17 protein-coding genes are annotated in these 19416 nt (G+C 58.7%); 10 read left to right on the forward strand and 7 right to left on the reverse strand.

Features of this window, described 5'->3' with window-relative positions:
- On the reverse strand, nucleotides 1-303 hold a 303-nt coding region (locus GH784_RS25455), incomplete at its 3' end, for a 3-hydroxyacyl-CoA dehydrogenase NAD-binding domain-containing protein (RefSeq protein WP_194843007.1).
- A gap of 376 nt (nucleotides 304-679) precedes the next feature.
- On the opposite strand from GH784_RS25455, the gene GH784_RS25460 reads away from it, so the two are divergent.
- Entirely contained in the window at nucleotides 680-1567 is an 888-nt protein-coding gene (locus GH784_RS25460) for a DMT family transporter (protein WP_004432025.1), read from the forward strand.
- 105 nt (nucleotides 1568-1672) lie between these two features.
- The gene (locus tag GH784_RS25465; protein WP_004432027.1) at nucleotides 1673-2653 is read left to right on the forward strand and encodes a glutathione S-transferase family protein; all 981 of its coding nucleotides are present in this window, start codon (nucleotides 1673-1675) and stop codon (nucleotides 2651-2653) included.
- A gap of 4 nt (nucleotides 2654-2657) precedes the next feature.
- Here the strand turns inward: GH784_RS25465 and GH784_RS25470 are convergent, their stop codons facing one another.
- Nucleotides 2658-3560 carry a LysR family transcriptional regulator gene (locus GH784_RS25470; protein ID WP_004432029.1) on the reverse strand — a complete coding sequence of 301 codons (903 nt, stop codon included), beginning with the start codon at nucleotides 3558-3560 and terminating at the stop codon, nucleotides 2658-2660.
- 215 nt (nucleotides 3561-3775) lie between these two features.
- On the opposite strand from GH784_RS25470, the gene amaB reads away from it, so the two are divergent.
- The 4 genes from amaB (at nucleotide 3776) to GH784_RS25490 (ending at nucleotide 8155) form a co-directional block, all read left to right on the forward strand.
- Nucleotides 3776-5305, forward strand: coding sequence for an L-piperidine-6-carboxylate dehydrogenase (gene amaB, locus GH784_RS25475; RefSeq protein ID WP_013762124.1), 1530 nt, complete (start codon nucleotides 3776-3778; stop codon nucleotides 5303-5305).
- 257 nt (nucleotides 5306-5562) lie between these two features.
- Complete coding sequence (locus GH784_RS25480) at nucleotides 5563-6516, forward strand: aliphatic sulfonate ABC transporter substrate-binding protein (protein ID WP_038494703.1); 954 nt, start codon at nucleotides 5563-5565, stop codon at nucleotides 6514-6516.
- A gap of 23 nt (nucleotides 6517-6539) precedes the next feature.
- Nucleotides 6540-7319, forward strand: a complete 780-nt coding sequence (locus GH784_RS25485; RefSeq protein WP_004432039.1) for an ABC transporter permease subunit — start codon at nucleotides 6540-6542, stop codon at nucleotides 7317-7319.
- A gap of 8 nt (nucleotides 7320-7327) precedes the next feature.
- Nucleotides 7328-8155 (forward strand): ABC transporter ATP-binding protein, encoded by an 828-nt coding sequence (locus GH784_RS25490; protein WP_004432043.1) that lies wholly within the window; start codon nucleotides 7328-7330, stop codon nucleotides 8153-8155.
- Between the two features lie 43 nt (nucleotides 8156-8198).
- Here GH784_RS25490 and putA read toward each other — a convergent pair whose 3' ends face one another.
- Nucleotides 8199-11885, reverse strand: coding sequence for a trifunctional transcriptional regulator/proline dehydrogenase/L-glutamate gamma-semialdehyde dehydrogenase (putA, locus tag GH784_RS25495; protein WP_004432057.1), 3687 nt, complete (start codon nucleotides 11883-11885; stop codon nucleotides 8199-8201).
- A gap of 175 nt (nucleotides 11886-12060) precedes the next feature.
- Between putA and GH784_RS25500 the strand changes: the two genes are divergently transcribed.
- Nucleotides 12061-12531, forward strand: a complete 471-nt coding sequence (locus tag GH784_RS25500; protein WP_153793936.1) for an Lrp/AsnC ligand binding domain-containing protein — start codon at nucleotides 12061-12063, stop codon at nucleotides 12529-12531.
- A gap of 66 nt (nucleotides 12532-12597) precedes the next feature.
- Here the strand turns inward: GH784_RS25500 and GH784_RS25505 are convergent, their stop codons facing one another.
- Together GH784_RS25505 and GH784_RS25510 are read right to left on the reverse strand one after the other, a co-directional pair.
- Nucleotides 12598-13164 carry an RNA polymerase sigma factor gene (locus tag GH784_RS25505; protein ID WP_004432061.1) on the reverse strand — a complete coding sequence of 189 codons (567 nt, stop codon included), beginning with the start codon at nucleotides 13162-13164 and terminating at the stop codon, nucleotides 12598-12600.
- Entirely contained in the window at nucleotides 13164-13370 is a 207-nt protein-coding gene (locus tag GH784_RS25510; RefSeq protein WP_004432062.1) for a NepR family anti-sigma factor, read from the reverse strand. Before GH784_RS25510 ends, GH784_RS25505 begins: the two co-directional genes overlap by 1 nt.
- A 137-nt stretch (nucleotides 13371-13507) precedes the next feature.
- Here GH784_RS25510 and GH784_RS25515 point away from each other — a divergent pair, with 137 nt between their 5' ends.
- On the forward strand, nucleotides 13508-14302 hold the full coding sequence (locus GH784_RS25515; protein WP_004432063.1) for a response regulator: 795 nt from the start codon (nucleotides 13508-13510) through the stop codon (nucleotides 14300-14302).
- 95 nt (nucleotides 14303-14397) lie between these two features.
- Nucleotides 14398-15399, forward strand: a complete 1002-nt coding sequence (locus GH784_RS25520; RefSeq protein WP_153793937.1) for a sensor histidine kinase — start codon at nucleotides 14398-14400, stop codon at nucleotides 15397-15399.
- A 288-nt stretch (nucleotides 15400-15687) separates the two neighbouring features.
- Here the strand turns inward: GH784_RS25520 and GH784_RS25525 are convergent, their stop codons facing one another.
- On the reverse strand, nucleotides 15688-17412 hold the full coding sequence (locus GH784_RS25525; RefSeq protein WP_065702973.1) for a sensor histidine kinase: 1725 nt from the start codon (nucleotides 17410-17412) through the stop codon (nucleotides 15688-15690).
- Between the two features lie 238 nt (nucleotides 17413-17650).
- On the opposite strand from GH784_RS25525, the gene GH784_RS25530 reads away from it, so the two are divergent.
- Nucleotides 17651-18226 (forward strand): PRC-barrel domain-containing protein, encoded by a 576-nt coding sequence (locus tag GH784_RS25530; protein ID WP_004432071.1) that lies wholly within the window; start codon nucleotides 17651-17653, stop codon nucleotides 18224-18226.
- Nucleotides 18227-18326: 100 nt separating this feature from the next.
- Here GH784_RS25530 and galE read toward each other — a convergent pair whose 3' ends face one another.
- Nucleotides 18327-19310 carry a UDP-glucose 4-epimerase GalE gene (galE, locus tag GH784_RS25535; protein WP_065702975.1) on the reverse strand — a complete coding sequence of 328 codons (984 nt, stop codon included), beginning with the start codon at nucleotides 19308-19310 and terminating at the stop codon, nucleotides 18327-18329.
- Between the last annotated feature and the right edge of the window lie 106 nt (nucleotides 19311-19416).

Consider the following 19416-nt stretch of genomic DNA (forward strand, 5'->3'; position numbering starts at 1 on the left):
ATAGACATAACCGAGATCGGCGTGGCCGTCGCCGCGACGCGAGGGCGTACCGACCGCGATGAAGACGACATCGGCATTGGCAACCGCGGAGGAGAGATCGGTGGTGAAGCTCAATCGGCCCGCCTTGGCGTTGTTGGCAACGATGACTTCCAGACCCGGTTCGAAGATCGGGATATGGCCGCTTTTCAGCGCTTCGATCTTCTCCGGCATCTTGTCCACGCAGATCACGTCATGGCCGAAATCGGCAAAACACGCACCGGAAACAAGGCCGACATAACCGGCACCGATCATCACTATCCGCATTCTTCTTCCTTTCGGTTCGTGAGGCGATGTTCGCGCAGCAAGCTTCAGGCGAAATCAGCGGGTGCAATCACACCACATTGTTTAGCCGCCTTCACGCTTGCCGCCAAGCGCCACGATCAACACGGGCTAACCTCTTTCCGTGACGGTGATATGATGGCGTCGACGGGACAAATTTGCCGCACCTTGCGGCCATCTGCATCGATGCGGTCGGATCGGGTGTTTTTGCGGCTTTTGCGGCTTGCACTCATAGGTAGCCGGGTCTAGCCATAGGGTGAGGATCAAATCTGCCAGACTGTCTGTCCCTTAAGGGGCGTCCGGGTTGCTTTAAGCGGCCGGGGTGCGCTTTGCGTTGCGGTCGCTGTTCGGGGAAGTTCAAATGCAAAAGGGTTTTCTGCTCGGTCTGTTCGCTTATGCGACCTTTTCCCTGGGCGATGCCACGATCAAGTCGCTTGGATCACAGATCAGCGTTTTCGAGATCGGCTTTTTCAGCATCCTGTTTTCCGGCATCTTCATCTTCTTCAGCAAGCCGCGTGAGGAAAGGTGGCGTGAATTCTGGCGCATGAGCCGTCCGTTTGCGGTGCACGGGCGGGCGATTTCCGGCCTGTTCGCCGGTATTCTCGGTATCTATGCCTTCACCACCATTCCGCTGGCCGAAGCCTATGCGCTGATCTTTCTCTCACCGTTGTTTGTGACAGTGCTGTCGGCTGTCGTATTGAAGGAAGATATAGGGCCATGGCGCTGGGCGGCCGTTCTGGCCGGCATCGTCGGTGTTCTGCTCGTCGTGCGGCCCGGCTTCAAGGCGCTGGAACTCGGGCACGTCGCAGCCATCGGTGTCGCATTCCTGGCGGCGATGACCATCGTGCTGCTCCGCTCGCTTGCGGGCAAGGAGAAGCGCACCTCGATAATGGGCGTGCTTTTGGTCTACGGCCTCACCTTCAACGGCATTGCCTCGATTCCCGAGTTCGTCATGCCCAATCTGCACCAGTTCGCCGCCTTTGCCTTCATCGGCCTCTGCACGGCGACGGGACAGATAACGCTGCTCGTCGCAACACGTATCGCGCCGGCCAGCCAGATTGCACCCTCGCATTATTCTCAGATCCTCTGGGCCGTGGCGATCGGCATGACTTTCTTCCACGAATATCCGGATGCGATCGCGGTGCTTGGGCTGGGTGTCATCGCCGCATCGGGACTTCTGACGATGATCCGCGAAAGGGTCAGGCTCGGCACAGTTCGCTGGAATCCGTTTTTCCGCAATCGGCTTTGAAGTCATCCATCGATCGGAAACAGTGCGTCAACCGAAGCGCGGCTTGTGGGGTGGGTGCAGACGGCCCCATAAGCTTTTCATCGATAGATGAATGGAGAGCCCAAAATGCTCGTGGATGGAAAGTGGACCGCCGAATGGCACCCGGTGCAGGCGACCGACAAGAAGGGTGGTTTCGTTCGCCAGACATCCGGCTTCCGCAACTGGGTAACGTCTGATGGTTCAGCAGGCCCGACGGGAGAGGGCGGTTTCAAGGCCGAGGCTGGGCGCTATCATCTCTATGTCGCGCTGATTTGTCCATGGGCCTCACGCACGCTGATCGGCCGCAAGCTCAAGAAGCTCGAGGATGTCATTTCGGTCTCAATTGTGGAGCCGGCGCTCTCCGACGAGGGTTGGAAATTCGGCGATTATCCAGGTTCGGATCGCGACGGGCTGAACGGCTTCGCTTATATGCACGAAGCCTATACCAGCGCCGATCCGCATTATACCGGCCGTGCCACCGTTCCGGTTCTTTGGGACAAGAAGACGAAAACCATCGTCAACAACGAATCCGCCGACATTCTCCGCATGCTGAATTCCGGTTTCGGCGATCTGGCCGATAACGGCATCGATCTTTATCCGGAAGATCTGCGGGACGCGATTGATGCGCTCAACGACCATATCTATCCCCGCCTCAACAACGGTGTCTACAGAACCGGTTTTGCCACCACCCAGCTTGCCTATGAGGAAGCCTTTGCCGACGTCTTCGCGACACTTCAGGAACTTGAAACTCGCCTGGCATCAGGCGGTCCCTTCCTCTTCGGCGATCGCCTGACGGAAACGGATGTCAGGCTTTTCGTGACGCTGGTGCGTTTCGATGCCGCCTATTACGGCCTCTTCAAGTGCAACCTTCGCCGCATTGCCGACTATCGGGCCCTGCAGGCCTATATGATGCGGGTGCTAAACATTCCGGGCGTGCGTGACACGGTCAATATCGACCACATCAAGCGCGGTTATTATTCGATCAAGGCGCTCAATCCGACCCGGATCGTGCCGGTCGGCCCCGATCTGCCGGGGCTTGACGAGGTTTCCATCGGCGGCACTGTGTGAATATCTAGGCCGGCTTGCCGACCTGATCGAGAAGCCATGCCTGGAAGGCGCGGGCAAGGACATTGTCCTGCCGCCCTTCCGGCAGGGCAACATAATAGCTCTTGTCGGTTTGCAGTGGAATGTCGAAGACGATTTCGAGACGGCCGGAGACGAGTTCCGCCTCGATCAGATATTTCGGCAGAAGGGCAAAGCCAATGCCGCTTATGGCTGCTTCAATGATCATCGAAAACTGGTCGAAACGGCTGCCTCTATAGGCATTCTCCGCCGTTACCCCATTCATCTCCAGCCACTCAGTCCATAGTTTCGGCCGTGTGGTCACGTGCAGCAACGGTTGTCGGTTAAAATCCTCCGGCTCTCTCATTCCCGCGCGCTGAAGCAGAGCGGGGCTGGCGACCGGCACGATCACTTCGTTGCATAAAAAGGTGCAGGTGCCGTGCGCCCAGACCGGCTGGCCGTAATGGATGGCGAGGTCGAAACCTTCCTCATCGAAATCGAAAGGGTGCGAGCGCGAGCCGATGGTGATGGTCATTTCCGGGTTGGCGTCGATGAAGCGGTGCAGACGCGGCATCAGCCAGCGGCTGCCGAAGGTTGGCAGGGTGGCGACGGAAAGTGATGCATGAGATGTTCCGGCCGAGACCGCGCGCACCATCAGCTGTTCGGATTGCTGCAACAGGCGCCGCACGTCTGGCAGGAATTTGCGACCCGCTTCCGACAGGACGACGCGCCGGCGGATGCGTTCGAAAAGCTGCATTCCGGTCTGCGCCTCGAGTTCGCCGATCTGCCGGCTGACCGCACTTTGCGTGAGGTTGAGTTCTTCCGCCGCACGGGTAAAATTCCCATGCCTTGCGGCACACTCGAATGCTTGCAGGGTTACGATATCAGGGACCAGTCTTCTGCGCGGATCCATACCATTCTCGCATCAACTTACCCGCTTTCCTCATTGGAAAAGGGTCATTATGGCCATATATGATTACGGGAAAGAATGGAATGGTGTTTTGCCGGCTTCGACGGAGGCGCCGTTTCACAAAATGATAAATTCGGGGAAAGAACAGCGACGGGAGTTGAAAGCGCCGTATCAAAAACGGCCTTTCCTCCCCTTTGAGCCAAAAAGGATAATTTGACATGGATGCGACCACGAAGCTTGACGTGAAACAGGAAGCCGCGGCCCTGCTCGACAGAATGGGCGTCGCCCGCGATCTTTATACCGGCGGCGATATGGCGTCGTTCAGCCCGGTAACGGGTGAACAGATCGCAAGCCTCAAGACCATTTCGGTCGAGGGTGTCGCAGCCGTGGTCGACAAGGCCGATGCCGCCTTCAAGATTTGGCGCAACGTGCCTGCTCCGCGCCGTGGCGAACTGATCCGGCTTCTGGGCGAAGAACTGCGCTCCTTCAAGGCAGATCTCGGTCGGCTCGTCTCGCTGGAAGCGGGCAAGGTCCCGTCCGAAGGTCTCGGCGAAGTGCAGGAGATGATCGATATCTGCGATTTCGCGGTCGGCTTGTCCCGCCAGCTTTACGGCCTCACCATCGCCACCGAACGCCCCGGCCACCGTATGATGGAAACCTGGCATCCGCTCGGCGTTGTCGGCGTTATCTCCGCTTTCAATTTTCCGGTCGCGGTCTGGTCGTGGAACGCGGCACTCGCGCTAGTCTGCGGCAATTCGGTGGTCTGGAAGCCATCTGAAAAGACCCCGCTGACGGCACTTGCGGTTCAGGGCATCTTCGAACGTGCCGTAGCCCGTTTTGGCGATGCGCCGGAAGGGCTGTCGCAGCTTCTGATCGGCGACCGCGCCGTTGGTGAAGCATTGGTGGACAACCCCAAGGTTCCCCTGGTTTCTGCAACCGGTTCCACCCGCATGGGCCGCGATGTCGGCCCGCGTCTGGCGAAGCGCTTCGCCCGCGCCATTCTGGAACTGGGCGGCAACAATGCCGGCATCGTCTGCCCGTCTGCCGATCTCGACATGGCGCTGCGCGCCATTGCCTTCGGCGCCATGGGCACGGCCGGCCAGCGCTGCACCACGCTTCGCCGTCTCTTCGTGCATGACAGTGTTTACGACCAGCTCGTGCCGCGTCTGAAAAAGGCCTACGCCTCCGTATCCGTCGGCAATCCGCTCGAAACATCGGCGCTTGTCGGACCGCTGGTGGACAAGGCGGCTTTCGACGGCATGCAGAAGGCGCTCGAAGCGGCCAAGGCGCATGACGGCGTGGTGAATGGCGGCGGGCGAGTGGATACGGGTGCGCCGGATGCCTATTATGTAAAGCCGGCACTTGTCGAAATGCCTGAACAGGCGGGGCCGGTGTTGGAAGAGACCTTCGCGCCGATCCTTTATGTGATGAAGTACAGCGATCTCGATCAGGCGATTGACGCGCATAACGCCGTTGCCGCTGGTCTGTCGTCGTCGATCTTCACCCGCGACATTCAGGAATCGGAACGTTTCCTGTCTTCGGAAGGCTCGGATTGCGGCATCGCCAACGTCAATATCGGAACCTCGGGCGCGGAAATCGGCGGCGCATTCGGTGGTGAAAAGGAAACCGGCGGTGGCCGCGAATCCGGTTCGGATGCATGGAAGGCCTATATGCGCCGCGCCACCAACACCATCAACTACTCCAAGGCGCTGCCTTTGGCGCAGGGCGTTTCCTTCGATATCGAGTAAATCGCTTCGCAAGTTTGCGCGTTCGATAGCGATATTGATCCATCATGCCGGTGCGGCCAGTCCGCACCGGCATTCGTCTGTTAAGCAGGCTTGGTAATGCTTCCTGCGATGATTTGCGGGAAAGAGGCGTCTCTGCGGAATTTTATTCCCGCAATATCGCTGATATTGAATTATCCTCTCTCTATCGTTTTCATCGAAAACCCTAGCATTGCTCCATATCGCAAACCGGCCCCAGGGGTCGGCGACAAGGAGCTAAAATGCCAGCCATTACCCGTCGTGCCCTCTCCGCCAGTTTTCTTGTTGTCGCTGCATTGTCCGTTCTGCCCTTGCAGGCGCAGGCGGCGGAAGAGCTGAAGATCGGTTATCAGAAAACCGGCCTGCCGGTGATCGCGAGGCAACAGGGCGTCATCGAAAAGGCGCTTGAGGCCAAGGGCGTCAAGGTTTCGTGGGTCGAATTCACCGCAGGCCCGCCGCTGGTGGAGGCCTTGAATGTTGGCTCCATCAATGTCGGTTGGACGGGCGATGCGCCGCCAATCTTCGGTCAGGCCGCCGGTTCGGCCATCGTTTACGTTGCGGCTCTTCCCTCGAACGGTAAAGGTGAGGCGATCTTCACCAAGCCCGAGAGCGGTATAAAGTCGGTTGCCGATCTGAAGGGCAAGAAGGTCGGCGTCGGCAAGGGCACAAGCGCCCACAATCTGCTGGTGGCGGCAATTGAGAAGAACGGCCTGAAATTTAGCGATATCGACGTGGTCTATCTCAGCCCGGCTGACGCGGCGGCAGCCTTTGCCAGCGACAAGATCGACGCCTGGGCCGTCTGGGATCCGTTCTATGCAATTGCCGAGACGCGCTATAAGCCCGTCACTCTGGCCCGCACCAGCGAGGTTCTCAATGTGAGTACCTATTTCCTCGCCAACCGCGACTATGCCAAATCCCATGCCGACACCATCAATATAACGCTTGATGCCCTGGGCGAGGCGGCCAAATGGTCCGCCGCCAACCGCGACAAGGTTGCGGCAGCCCTGCATGAGGTGACAGGTGTACCGCTGGAAGCGCAGACGCTGGCTGCGAACCGTTCGGAATTCGGTATTTCGAAAATCGATGACAAGATCATTGCCAGCCAGCAGGAAACTGCCGACCGCTTTTATCGCCTGGGCCTGATCCCTAAGCAGATCAGCATCAAGGATGCCGTCTGGTCAGGCGCCACCAACTGATCCCGGATACGGAGGGCTTCGCGATGAGCATCAGAAGGCGTATCGAGGCTGGAAGCATCACGGGCTGGTTGCTTCCTGCCATCATTCTTGCCGGCTGGGAGCTTGCTGCCCGCGTCGGTCTCATTTCGGCAAACGTCCTGCCGGCTCCCTCTGCCGTCGCGGAAGCCTTCTGGCGGCTTTTGCTTTCAGGGGAACTCATCGCCAATATCGGTGTCAGCTCCGCTCGCGCTCTGGCCGGTTTCGCCGTTGGCGGCGCGATTGGTTTCATCTTCGGGCTGGCCAACGGACTGTCGCGGTTTTCCCGCAGCTTTACCGACACGACGCTGCAGATGATCCGCAACATCCCGCATCTGGCGCTCATTCCGCTCGTCATCCTCTGGTTCGGCATCGACGAGGAGGCAAAGCTTTTCCTCGTGGCACTCGGAGTGTTTTTCCCCATCTACATCAACACGCTGCTCGGCATTCAGGGGGTCGATCCGCAACTGGTGGAGATGGGGCGTACCTATGGCATGTCGCCCTTCACCCTGTTCCGGCGAGTGATCCTGCCCGGCGCGCTGCCGTCCATTTTCACCGGCCTGCGTTATGCGCTCGGCATCATGTGGCTGACGCTTATCGTGGCGGAAACAATTTCCTCCTCTTCCGGCCTCGGCTACATGGCCATGCAGGCGCGCGAGTTCCTGCTGATCGATGTCGTCGTGCTGTCGATCCTTATTTACGCGCTTCTTGGCAAGCTGGCGGACAGTTTCGCCCGCTTCCTCGAAAGCATCTTCCTGCAGTGGCATCCAGCCTTCAAGAAAGTCTGAGGTAACCCATGTCGACCAGCAATGTTACGACGTTGAGACGCCCCGATGCCCCATCATCCTCCCCTTCCGGGGCAGAGACCAAGGTTGAACAGCGCGGCAAGCAGAACGACAGCAAGGTCGCTTTCAGCTTCCGCAATGTGACAAAGACCTTTGGCGATAAACCGGTTCTGCGCGGCATCGATCTCGATGTGCGGGAAGGCGAGTTTCTGGCTATTATCGGCAAGAGTGGATGCGGCAAGAGCACGCTTCTGCGTATCTTGGCCGGTCTTGATGCGCCCACAAGCGGCACCGTTTCGAAAGACGCATCGAGCCGCACTCGCATGATGTTTCAGGAGCCGCGCCTTCTGCCATGGGAGCGCATCGCAAACAATGTATCCGTGGGCCTGACCGGCATCGCCAAAGGTGAGGCGGCGAACGAGCAGGCGCTTGCCATTCTCGAAGAGGTTGGGCTAAAGGACCGGGCGGGCGAGTGGCCCTATGTCCTGTCTGGAGGCCAGAAGCAGCGCGTGGCGCTGGCACGCGCGCTGGTGGCGCATCCGCAAATTCTGGCGCTGGATGAACCCCTCGGGGCGCTAGATGCGCTCACCCGCATCGAAATGCAGCTTCTGCTGGAGCGCATCTGGCGCAAGCAGAAATTCACCGCCGTTCTCGTTACGCACGATGTTTCGGAAGCCGTCGCACTTGCAGACCGCATCGTCGTGATTGATGAGGGGCGCATCGCCCTTGATCTCGATGTGAAACTGCCGCGTCCGCGCCGACACGGCACCCCGGAATTCGCGCGGCTTGAAGAGCAGGTTCTGAACCAGCTTTTCGGTCGTGGTGAAATCGGTGGGTGATGTGATGGACCGGCAGGGTCGAGACCCTGCCGGAACCAGATAATCAGCCGATGCTCATCAGGCTGGCATTGCCGCCGGCAGCCGTTGTGTTGACGCTGACGGAGACTTCTTCCACCAGCCAGTCGAGATTGTAGGGCTGGGTTTCACGGTCAAGCGCTTCCGTCGTGGCGGCCTGAACCAGAACCAGAGGACCGGGCAGGGCGGCGATTTTCTTGTTGATCGCAACGACACGTTCCGCATCGCCCTCGATCAGCGCGCCGGCGAACGGTGCGGATTTTTCCCAGCTGTCAGCCCATGTGATGCGCGAGGTGACGGTTGCCGGCAATCCGTAGATCGACTTTTCCAGCCCCGACGCATTATCGATAACGACCGAGTTGCCGGTGGCAAGCGCTGCCGCAAGCTGGCGATAGAGCCCTTGCTCCGTGGCCGGAATAAGCAGCACCTTGCCGCGCGGATGCAGCGCATAGACGTTGCGTTCGCCGACTGGGCCTGCCAGTTCGGTTTCGAAACCGAGGCCGGATAGGGCTGCGGCCTGTCTTGCGGCTTCGGCTGCAACGCTCTGGCCGTTTTCATCCAGCCAGCGGGCGAGATCGACAGCCGCCTGGTCCTGCTGGCTGGCAACGCGGTCGATCTTCGGCGCGGTTTGTGTGACGCGGCCGAGATAGAGCGGACCGCCCGCCTTGGGGCCGGTGCCGGAGAGGCCTCGCCCGCCAAAGGGCTGGACGCCGACCACGGCGCCGATGATGTTGCGGTTCACATAGAGATTACCGGCCGCGACGCGCGACAGGACATGCTGGATGGTATCGTCAAGACGCGTATGCAGGCCGAAGGTCAGGCCATAGCCGGTGGCGTTGATCTCGTCGATCAGCCGGTCGAGATTGTCGCGCTTGAACCGGATGACGTGCAGCACCGGCCCGAAGACCTCTTTCTTAAGATCGGCGAGCGATTTCATCTCGATGATTGTCGGTGGCACGAAGGTGCCCTTGCCGGTTTCGCCGGCAAGCGAAATCTGCTCGATCCGGTGGCCGAGTGCGCGCATGCTGTCAACGTGTTTTTCGATGATGCCTTTAGCTTCAGCGGTGATCACGGGGCCGACATCGACGGAAAGGCTATCGGTGCGCCCGATGCGCAATTCGTGCAGCGCGCCCTTCAGCATCGTCAGGGTGCGGTCGGCCACATCTTCCTGCAGGCAGAGAATGCGAAGCGCCGAGCAACGCTGGCCGGCACTGTCGAAGGCAGAGGCGATGACGTCGGCGACGACCTGCTCGGCAAGCGCTGAGGAATCGACGATCATGGCGTTCTGGCCGCCGGTCTCGGCAATCAGGGGAACGGGCTGGCCGTTTGCGAGAACCCGGCCTGCGAGTTGACCCTGGATGAGCCGCGCCACTTCAGTGGATCCGGTGAACATCACACCCGCCGTGAGCGCTGAGCCGACTAGTGCCGCACCGGTCTTGCCGTCACCTGGCAGAAGCTGCACGGCGTCCTGCGGAACGCCTGCCTCATGCAGCAGGCGTACCCCCTGCGCGGCGATCAACGGGGTTTCTTCGGCGGGCTTTGCCAGTACCGGATTACCGGCAACCAGTGCTGCCGTTACCTGGCCGATGAAGATGGCAAGCGGGAAGTTCCACGGGCTGATGCAGACGACCGGGCCGAGCGGTGTCTCGTTGGCCTTGAAGGTCTTCCGGGCTTCCGCTGCGTAATAACGCAGGAAGTCAATCGCTTCGCGCACCTCGGCAATGGCGTTCGGCATGGATTTTCCGGCCTCGCGCATGATGAGGCCAAGCAGGGCCGGCATTTCGGCCTGCATCCGGTCGGCAGCGCGCTCCAGGCAGGCGGCGCGCTCCTCGACCGGCGTGGAAGACCAGTTGGAGGCTGCGGCCCGTTGCATTGCCGCCTCGACATCGGCCTCTGTCGGTTCGGTTACATAGCCGACGACATCATTGTGGTCGCCGGGATTGAGGACCGGGCGTGTCTTTCCGCCTGCATGCGGTGCTGCGGCTTTCCATTCCGTCGTCGCACCTGCCTTAAGGACGTTGTCCAGCGCGGCAAGTGCCGTTTCATTCGAAAGATCGAGGCCGGCGGAATTTGCCCGTTCGGGGCCGAAGAGACCAGCGGGTGCAGCAATGCGGTCGTGCCGTGCGCCGGGAACGGGGTAAGCCTTGACCACGGTGACCGGATCTTCCAGCAGGGAAGCCACCGGCACGGCGGGATCTGCTATGCGGTTGACGAAGGAGGAGTTCGCGCCGTTTTCCAGCAGACGGCGGACGAGATAGGCAAGCAGCGTCTCGTGGGTGCCAACAGGCGCATAAAAGCGGCAGGGACGATCGAGCTTTTTCTTGCCGACGACTTCGCTGTAAAGCGGTTCGCCCATGCCGTGCAGGCACTGGAACTCGTAATCACCGAGTTTGAAGTCCGGACCAGCGAGATGGTAGATGGTAGCCATGGACTGGGCGTTGTGGGTCGCAAATTGCGGGAACACGACGTCACGCGCGGCAAGCAGCTTGCGGGCGCAGGCGATATAGGAGACATCCGTGTGCACTTTGCGGGTGAAGACCGGGAAGTCTTCCAGCCCGTCCACCTGTGCGCGCTTGATCTCCGCATCCCAGTAGGCGCCCTTGACAAGACGCACCATGATGCGGCGACCGGCACGTTGGGCGAGATCGATGATGTAGTCGAGAACAAAGGGGCAGCGGCGGCCATAGGCCTGCACAACGAAGCCTAGGCCGTTCCAACCGGCAAGATCCTTGTCGAGCGCCAGTTCCTCCAGAAGATCGAGCGACAGTTCCAGCCGGTCGGCTTCCTCGGCGTCAATGTTGAGGCCGATATCGTATTTCTTGCTGAGCAGCATCAGGGATTTCACACGCGGCAGAAGCTCCGCCATTACCCGCTCTGCCTGCACACGGGCATAACGCGGATGCAGGGCCGAAAGCTTGATGGAAATTCCGGGGCCACCATAGATGCCACGCCCGGCGGAGGCCTTGCCAATGGCGTGGATCGCGTTTTCGTAGTCCTTGTAATAACGCTCCGCATCCTTGGCGGTGGTCGCCGCTTCGCCGAGCATGTCGTAGGAATATTGGAAACCCTGTTCCTCCAGCGGTTTCGAGCGCTTGATCGCTTCCCCAATCGTTTCGCCGGTCACGAATTGCTCGCCCATCATGCGCATCGCCATATCGACGCCGCGGCGAATGACGGGTTCGCCAGCCCTGGCGATCAGCTTGGTCAGCGCCGCCGAAAGGCCGCTGTCATTGACCGTCGAGGTCAGCTTGCCGGTGATGACAAGACCCCAGGTTGCGGCGTTGACGAACAGCGAGCGCCCGCCGCCGATGTGGGACTTCCAGTCGCCGCGGGCGATCTTGTCGCGGATCAGCGCGTCGCGGGTGGCGGTGTCGGGAATGCGCAGCAGTGCTTCGGCAAGGCACATCAGGGCCACGCCCTCATGGCTGGAGAGCGAATATTCCTGCACCAGCCCCTCGACGCCGGTGCCTTTCGTCTTGGCGCGCAACGCCTCGATCAGCTTGGTTGCCGTGGTGCGAATGGCTGCGGCCTGCTCGGGCGTGACGGTCGCAGCATCGATCAGAGGCGCCAGGCACTCTTCCTCTGGGCGGCGGTAAGCGGCGGTAATTGCTTTGCGCAACGGGCTCTGCTCGCGCACGGGCGGTGCAAAATTCTGGAAAATACCGTTCACCGTCTGCTGCGGGTTTACATCGGCTTTGCTTGCACCATCGGCCATTCTGAAAATCCTGAAAAAGCTGTTGAAGACAGACTGTCAGCGGCAGCGTGTCCTCCGCTCGCCGCTTGTCATTCTGCTGTGTACAATATCATTGCCGTAAAAATTGCTATGGTCCTATTTTGAGGATAGAACAGGCCATATGAACTTTTATTATTCAAAATTGGCGTGAAATCACATGGCTAATAGTCATAAAACAGACGATCTGGACCACTTCGATCTCAAGATTCTCGAGGCCCTCAGCGAAGACGGGCGCATGTCGGTGCTGCAACTGTCGAAAACGGTCGGCCTCTCCAAGACGCCGTGCCAGACGCGGCTCAAGCGGTTGGTGGATGAAGGTTATATTCTGGGCTTCCGTGCGGTGCTCAATCCGCAGAAACTGGGCGTCGACCATATCGCCTTCGCCGAGGTCAAGCTTTCCGACACACGCGAAAAGGCGCTTGAGGAATTCAACACGGCGGTGCGCAAGATCAAGGAGGTGGAGGAATGCCACATGATCGCCGGCGCCTTCGATTATCTACTGAAGGTGCGCACCAGCGATATCCGCAAATACCGAAGGGTGCTCGGCGAAAAAATCTCCAGCCTTCCATCGGTTTCCAACACTTCGACATTCGTCGTGATGCAGTCGGTCAAGGAGACCGGTATCTGACGACGCGGCGAAGAAAAACGGGCAGGCATGAGCCTACCCGTCTAATGCTTTGCGAATTCTGCCAGCTCAGCGCGCGGTGGCTGCGGCGGTAACGGCGCTCATCTGCGCGTCAGGACCAAACTCGTTTTCGTTTTCGATGCCGAGAAGTTCCTGCAGGCGCAATCGCGCGCGGCTGACACGGCTCTTGATCGTGCCAACCGGGCACCCGCAAATCTCGGCTGCTTCTTCGTAAGCAAAGCCCGAGGCGCCGATCAACAAGATCGCTTCGCGCTGATCGTCGGGCAATTTTGCAAGTGCCGTACGAAAATCCTGAAGATCGACCGAACCATGCTGTTCTGGCGGCACCGACAGGCGCGAGGTGTAAACCCCGTCGGTATCCTGTACTTCGCGGCCGGACTTGCGAATCTGGCTGTAGAATTCGTTACGCAGGATCGTCACCAGCCATGCGCGCATGTTGGTGCCAGGCTGGAAACTCTCCTGTTTCGCCCAGGCCTTCATGATCGTATCCTGCACGAGGTCGTCAGCGCGATCCCTCGAACGGATGAGTGAGATCGCGAATGCGCGCAGGTTTGGCAGTGCCGCCAGCATTTCCCGTTTGAAATTGTATTCTGTCTGCTCCGGCTCTTTCGCCATCATTCCCCCGAAGCCTTGTCTTTGGCTCTGTTTTCGGCTTCATCGAGTTTCTCGAGAAGATCGAGGAATTTGTCAGGGATGCCTTCTTCCTGAACAGCATCGTAGAGTTCCCTAAGCTTGCGGGAAATCACCGCACGTCCAGAGTGCGGGACCTGAGGGTTGGCCGGATTGTCCGGAGAATCTTGGTCCGATTGAAATATGTTCATAACGTCCGGTATTCCTTTTGTGTCGTGGCAAGAATGCGCGATGAAAAAAATAGTTCCGGCGATCCGGAACTTTTTTTATGATGCGCACGTTGCTATCGTGGGTTTGCGTTGCAGACCGCATGAAAGGGGAGAATTCCATGTCAGTTTCTACACGCATCGCACCGCACCTGCCATATCTGCGCAGGTTCGCGCGTGCCGTTTGCGGCTCTCAATCCACTGGCGATGCCTATGTTGCAGCAACACTTGAAGCTCTGATCGCCGATATCAGCATCTTCCCGCCGACAAGCAACGATCGGGTTTCGCTTTATCAATTGTTCGTATCTATTTTTAGTTCCGTCACGATCAATATAAAGGCCGATGAAAACCTGTCAGGTTGGGAAAAGCGCGCTTCCGCCAACCTCTCTGCGGTACCAGCGCTCGCCCGCCAGGCTTTCCTTCTGACCACGGTCGAAGAGTTCACAGCTTCGGAAGCAGCAGAGGTTCTGAGGGTAACTGAAGCCCAGATCGGCCAGCTGATCGATGAGGCGGCCTCTGAAATCGCCCGCCAGGTTGCCACCGATATCATGATTATCGAGGACGAACCTCTGATCGCCATGGATATCGAGCAGATGGTCACCGATCTCGGCCATCGCGTTACGGGTATTGCCCGCACGCATGCGGAGGCGATCGATCTCTTCAACCGCACGCAGCCGAAGATGATCCTTGCCGACATCCAGCTTGCAGACGGCAGCTCCGGGCTCGATGCCATGAAGGAGATCCTTCAGATGACGTCTCTGCCGGTGATCTTCATTACAGCCTTCCCTGAGCGTCTTTTGACGGGTGAGCGGCCCGAGCCGACATTCCTCGTTACGAAGCCGTTCAACCCGGACATGGTGAAAGCGCTTATCAGCCAGGCCCTGTTTTTCAACGAAAGCTCTCGCGTCGCGGCGTGAAATTTGCCGAAACCGTAGACTGTCCGGGAACAACTACGGTACCCGGACGTTCGCGGTTACGGTCGTGAGGTGATCTCACGGCTTTTTGCAGGGAGATGAATTTGCATCGGCTGGCATGGCATAACGCGGAGAGGAACGAGAGCGAGCTACACGATTCGCTCGTCCTCGCTTTGCTCGATTCGGGCGAGACAGTCATGTTACAAGACTGGAACCGGGAGTATATATTCGTGGCCAATCTGCCGGATGTGTGGCGTCTGCCGACCGATAGCCATCCCACGGATGAAAATGTGTTTGGCACCGATCTTTCAGAGCGGCTTGCCGAACTCAAAAAAGATATGAATGTGGTGGGCAGTCGGGGCATGCTGGAAGTTAATGCCGGCAATGACCGGGTTTTCCAGTTCCAGATCCATTCCACCTTCAACCAGGCGAAGCAGGCGGTGATGAAAACCACTATTCGCGAGGTGACGGCGGAACGGCGGCGCGAGCAGCTTTTGCGCTCGCTGCTGCGCGAGGTCAGCCACCGTTCCAAGAACCTCCTGGCGATCATCCAGAGCCTTGCGGGCCAGACGGCCCGTTTCAGCCTCACCAAGGATGATTTTCTGCGCAAGTTTCGGGGCCGGTTACACGCTCTTGCCCAAAGTCAGGATCTCATCACGGATTCCGACTGGAGAGGTGCTCGCATATTCGAGCTTCTTCGCCAGCAATTCGATCTCTATGTGCCGGAATATCCTAATCTCATTCACATGGAAGGTGAAAACCTGCTGCTCAATCCGAATGGCGCGCTTTATATCGGTCTGGCTTTCCATGAGCTGGTCGTCAATACGGTCAGCCATAGCGGCAATCTCGCCTATCATCCGCCAATCTCGCTGCAATGCCGACAGGAAGGCGATTTTTGTATCGTTGAGTGGATCGAGCCGATCATGCCATCGAAAGAGCCGGCGCAGGCGAGGCGCGGCAGTTTCGGCAGCGTCGTGCTGGAAAAGGTCGTTCCATCCGCATTGGGCGGGAGTGCCGAATATCACCTCACGCCGGAGCGGATCGTCTACCGGCTTAAATTTCCTTCCGGGGACGTCACCGACATTGAAATTTCGAAATAATGGCCCTCGGTTGGAGACCTGCCTCATAGGCAGCACTTCGGCCGTTTTTGCGAGAACGCAAAAAAAAGCACGGCCCATGAAAGAGCCGTGCTTTTTTATTATGACAGGTTTTCAGGGGTGAAACCTGTTTATTGTCAGCCAAGCGTCAGGCGGGGACGGGGGAATTGCTTGGCCTGCAGTAAAAATGCATCCGCCCTAATTCGGTTCCACTAAAACGTATCTTTTTTTTGTGGAGGGCGAAATTAGCTGCTTTTCGTCTGCTGGTACGGGGATCCAGCACGCCATTTTTCAAAGCGGGCCTGCCTGATCGGGTCGCTTGGGTATAAAATAGCGCATCGGCGCTTCAAGCGACCATTCGAACCCGGTTTCGCGATACTCCGTCACCACCTGTCCGCCGAATGCGCCTTCCGCATGCCTTTTGATGACCGTGGTACCAAAGCCCTTGCGGCTTGGTTCCGTCGCCGGTGGCCCGCCCGTTTCGGTCCAGACGATATAAATCATCTGACGTCCATCTTTTTCGAGCGGCTTCCAGCTCACCGTGATTTTTCCGAGCGCAACCGACAGGGCGCCGTATTTGATGGAGTTCGTCGTCAGCTCATGCACCACGAGCCCGAAATTTTGCGCCGCTTCCGGAGAAAGCATGAAATCGTCCCCAGACAGCTCGAAGCGTTCCGAAACGGTGCCGAAAACGTCGAGGTGGGTCTCGATCAGCTTACGGATCGGCAAGCCTTGCCATTGAACCTCCGCCAATGCCCGGATCGACATTCCGAGACCGCGCAGGCGGTGGTCCACCTCTTTCTGGAAGTCCGGGATGCTTTTGTTTTCCCGCCCCAATTGCCGGATCATCGCCTGAACCAGCGTAAGAATATTCTTGGAGCGGTGAACCAGTTCGTGCAGCAGAAGTTGCAGCCGTTCTTCCGACTGGCTTCTGTCGAAGGAAGCATTGGAGAGCGCGACGGCGACCTGGTTGGCTTCCTTGATCTTGGTATCGACGGGCGCCACGATCTCGCCTTCACCGATGCGTTCAGCCATGAGCGTGAGATCGCGAATGGAACTGCGCAACTGCCGGCCGACCAGATAGGCGCCGCCGATGGCGATGAGCACGAGCATCGTGCTGCCGATCATCATTTGCCGCCACGTGTCGACCAATGCTGCCTGACTTGCGGCAAGTGGCCCCCACATCACAGTTCGCCATTGCCAGCCCGGCAATTGGGCATAGGCATAGAGGTTGCCCTTGTCGTCGAAGAAATTGCCGCTGAAGGCCTGCATTTCTGAAAGAATGGCGGGGCTGGCAAATGGCTTGCCCACTTCCACCCCATTCTGCGCACTGGAAACGACAACACGATTGTTACCGTCGATAATGGCGACCGCCCAGTTGCGCGGCAGGTTTTCCGTGGGAATGAGCCGGCTCAGGTCACTTGTATTCTGCGTCAGGATCAGGGCATCTCCGGCGGAACCCAGATTGGGGTCGAGCGGCAAGGTAACGTTGAACACCCATTCCTTGCTCGTCGCGCCGAAAAACATGTCCGAAACGGTGATCCGACGGGATTCGATTGCCTTGGCCAGATTGGCCTCGGCCGGCACCTTGCTGAGAGGCTGGCCAAATGACACCCGGGTATTGAGATACTGTTCGCCTTCCATGGTAGCCAGAATGGCGTACAGGCCCTCCCGTTTCAGGCTTTCGGCAACACGTCCCTGAAAAGCGGCAAGATTGCCATTCTCGAGTTCCGGGAATTGCGACAGCAGATTGAGGGAGGTGGCGATTTCCTGCAGGCGCCGATCGATGTTGCGGCTGACGACCCTGACATCCTCGATCGTCTCCCGTTGCAGGTCGTCGCGCTTTTCGCTTTCAAGGCGCAGCATCAAGTAGCCGCCGAAAAGGATAAGCGGCAGGGTGATGACGGTTGCCATCACCACCAGATAGGTGCCGATGGAGGCCGTCGGAAAAAAATTCGCACTGCGTCGACGTAAAGCCGAGAACGTGTTTTTCAGTTTTTTGCCGGGTTGAGGCATGCAAAAACTCCGGCAGTTACGGCATTGTTACGTCACGGATAATACCGCGCCATCTTCCTTTAGCAATGCCTGATTTTTTCGTTCGGGAGCCGCAAAATGTCGCAATCGCGTCTATGCGACTGAAAAAATCGGAACCATTTCAATGGTCAGCCCGTTTGCAAAGCGAACCGGTCATGGAGTGGAAAGCGAAACTCGTCACCGCCCGGCCAGTCGAAAACGATGAAAGGAAGGTACGAAAATGGCAAAGAAACTTACGATACTCGTCACCGCCGCCCTGATGGGCACGACGGCTTTCGCGCCGCTTGCCATCGCTCAGGGTACAACCCAGCCAGCACCGGCAAATCCGAGTGCTCAGACCGAACCGGCAACGCCTCCCGCCACCCCGATGGCGCCGGCGGCTCCTCTGGCCAATGATAGCGCGGCCGCGACGACGGGCGGTGCTTACATCACCCAGCAGGGCGAAACGCAGATCAGTGCCAATGATTACATCGGCAAGTCGGTTTATACCGCAGCCGACGAGAGCATCGGTAACGTCACCAACCTCATCATGGAAAAAGACGGCGGTCTCGTCGCAGCCGTGATTGGTGTCGGCGGTTTCCTCGGTATAGGTGCCAAGGATGTCGCGGTGCCTATGGACAAGGTAACGATGACCCGCAACACGCAGGACGGCACCATTCGCCTGACGACGACCGAAACGGCGGAAACGCTGAAGGCTGCTCCGGAATTCAAGACGCTGGAACAGCAGGCCAGCGAAAAGAGCGCGGCAACGCCTGCAGCTCCGGACAGCACCACCACGTCCGCCACCAAGCCCTGATCCCCTTACCTGGGAGGCAGGAGCGGGATCGACCTCAACAGGCGTCCCGCGAGAGACACCGGCCATTGGCCGGTGTCTTTTTGTTTTAAATTGCGTTCGCTCAGTCCCCGGCGTTGCGCGAGGAATGCCAAGCCCAGGCGGATTTGATGATATCAGACAGGGAATAACGCGGCTCCCAGCCCAACACCGCCTTTGCCTTGTCGTTATTGGCGACAAGGGTGGTGGAATCGCCATCGCGGCGGTCGGTATATTCCACCGGGAAGGGGCGGCCGGATACGTCCGAAATCGCAGCCAGCAACTCCTTCACAGTCGTGCCGGTGCCGGTGCCAAGGTTGAGTTCAACCGTTTCACCGCCCGCCAGCAGATAGTCCACTGCCCGCACATGGGCGTCGGCAAGATCGAGAATATGGATGTAGTCACGCACGCAGGTGCCGTCGCGGGTGTCATAATCCGTGCCGAACACCTTGAAGCCTTGACGCCGACCGAGTGCCGCCTCGATGGCGAGCGGGATTGCGTGGGTTTCCGGCTTGTGCCATTCGCCGATGCGGCCTTCGAAATCTGCACCTGCGGCGTTGAAATAGCGCAGCATCACCGAGCGCAGCCCCTTATAGGTGCTGTAATCCTTCAGCGCCTGCTCGACTACCCATTTGGTGCGGCCGTAGGGGTTGATCGGCGCCTGACGGTGCGTCTCGTCAATCGGCACCTGTTCCGGCAAACCGTAGGTGGCGCAGGTGGAGGAGAAAACAAATGCCGTGACCCCGGCATCGATGGCGGCAGACAGCAGGTTGAGCGAACCGATGACGTTGTTGTCGTAGAAGGCCACGGGTTGCTTTACCGATTCGCCGACTTCAATCAGCGCCGCAAAGTGGAGTACGGCCTCCGGCTGGTGCCTGGCGAAAACCTCGTCCAGCCGCGCGCGGTCGCGAATGTCGCCCTGCTCGAAGGGTCCCCAGCGGACGAATTCCTCATGTCCATTGGACAGATTGTCGAAAACGACCGGTTCATATCCCCGCTCAGACAGGAGAAGGCAGGTATGCGAACCGATATAGCCGGCACCGCCGACGACAAGGACTTTCTTCTTCATCAATCGCCTTTCAGAAAAAAAACGGGACGTGCGGGAGACTGTATTTCACTTTGTTCAAATAAGGGCGGCGTGGCACTGAGCACCATCAACCAGTCTATCCATCGCG

The sequence above is a fragment of the Agrobacterium tumefaciens genome (genome assembly GCF_009649785.1).
Taxonomy (GTDB): Bacteria; Pseudomonadota; Alphaproteobacteria; order Rhizobiales; family Rhizobiaceae; genus Agrobacterium; species Agrobacterium tumefaciens.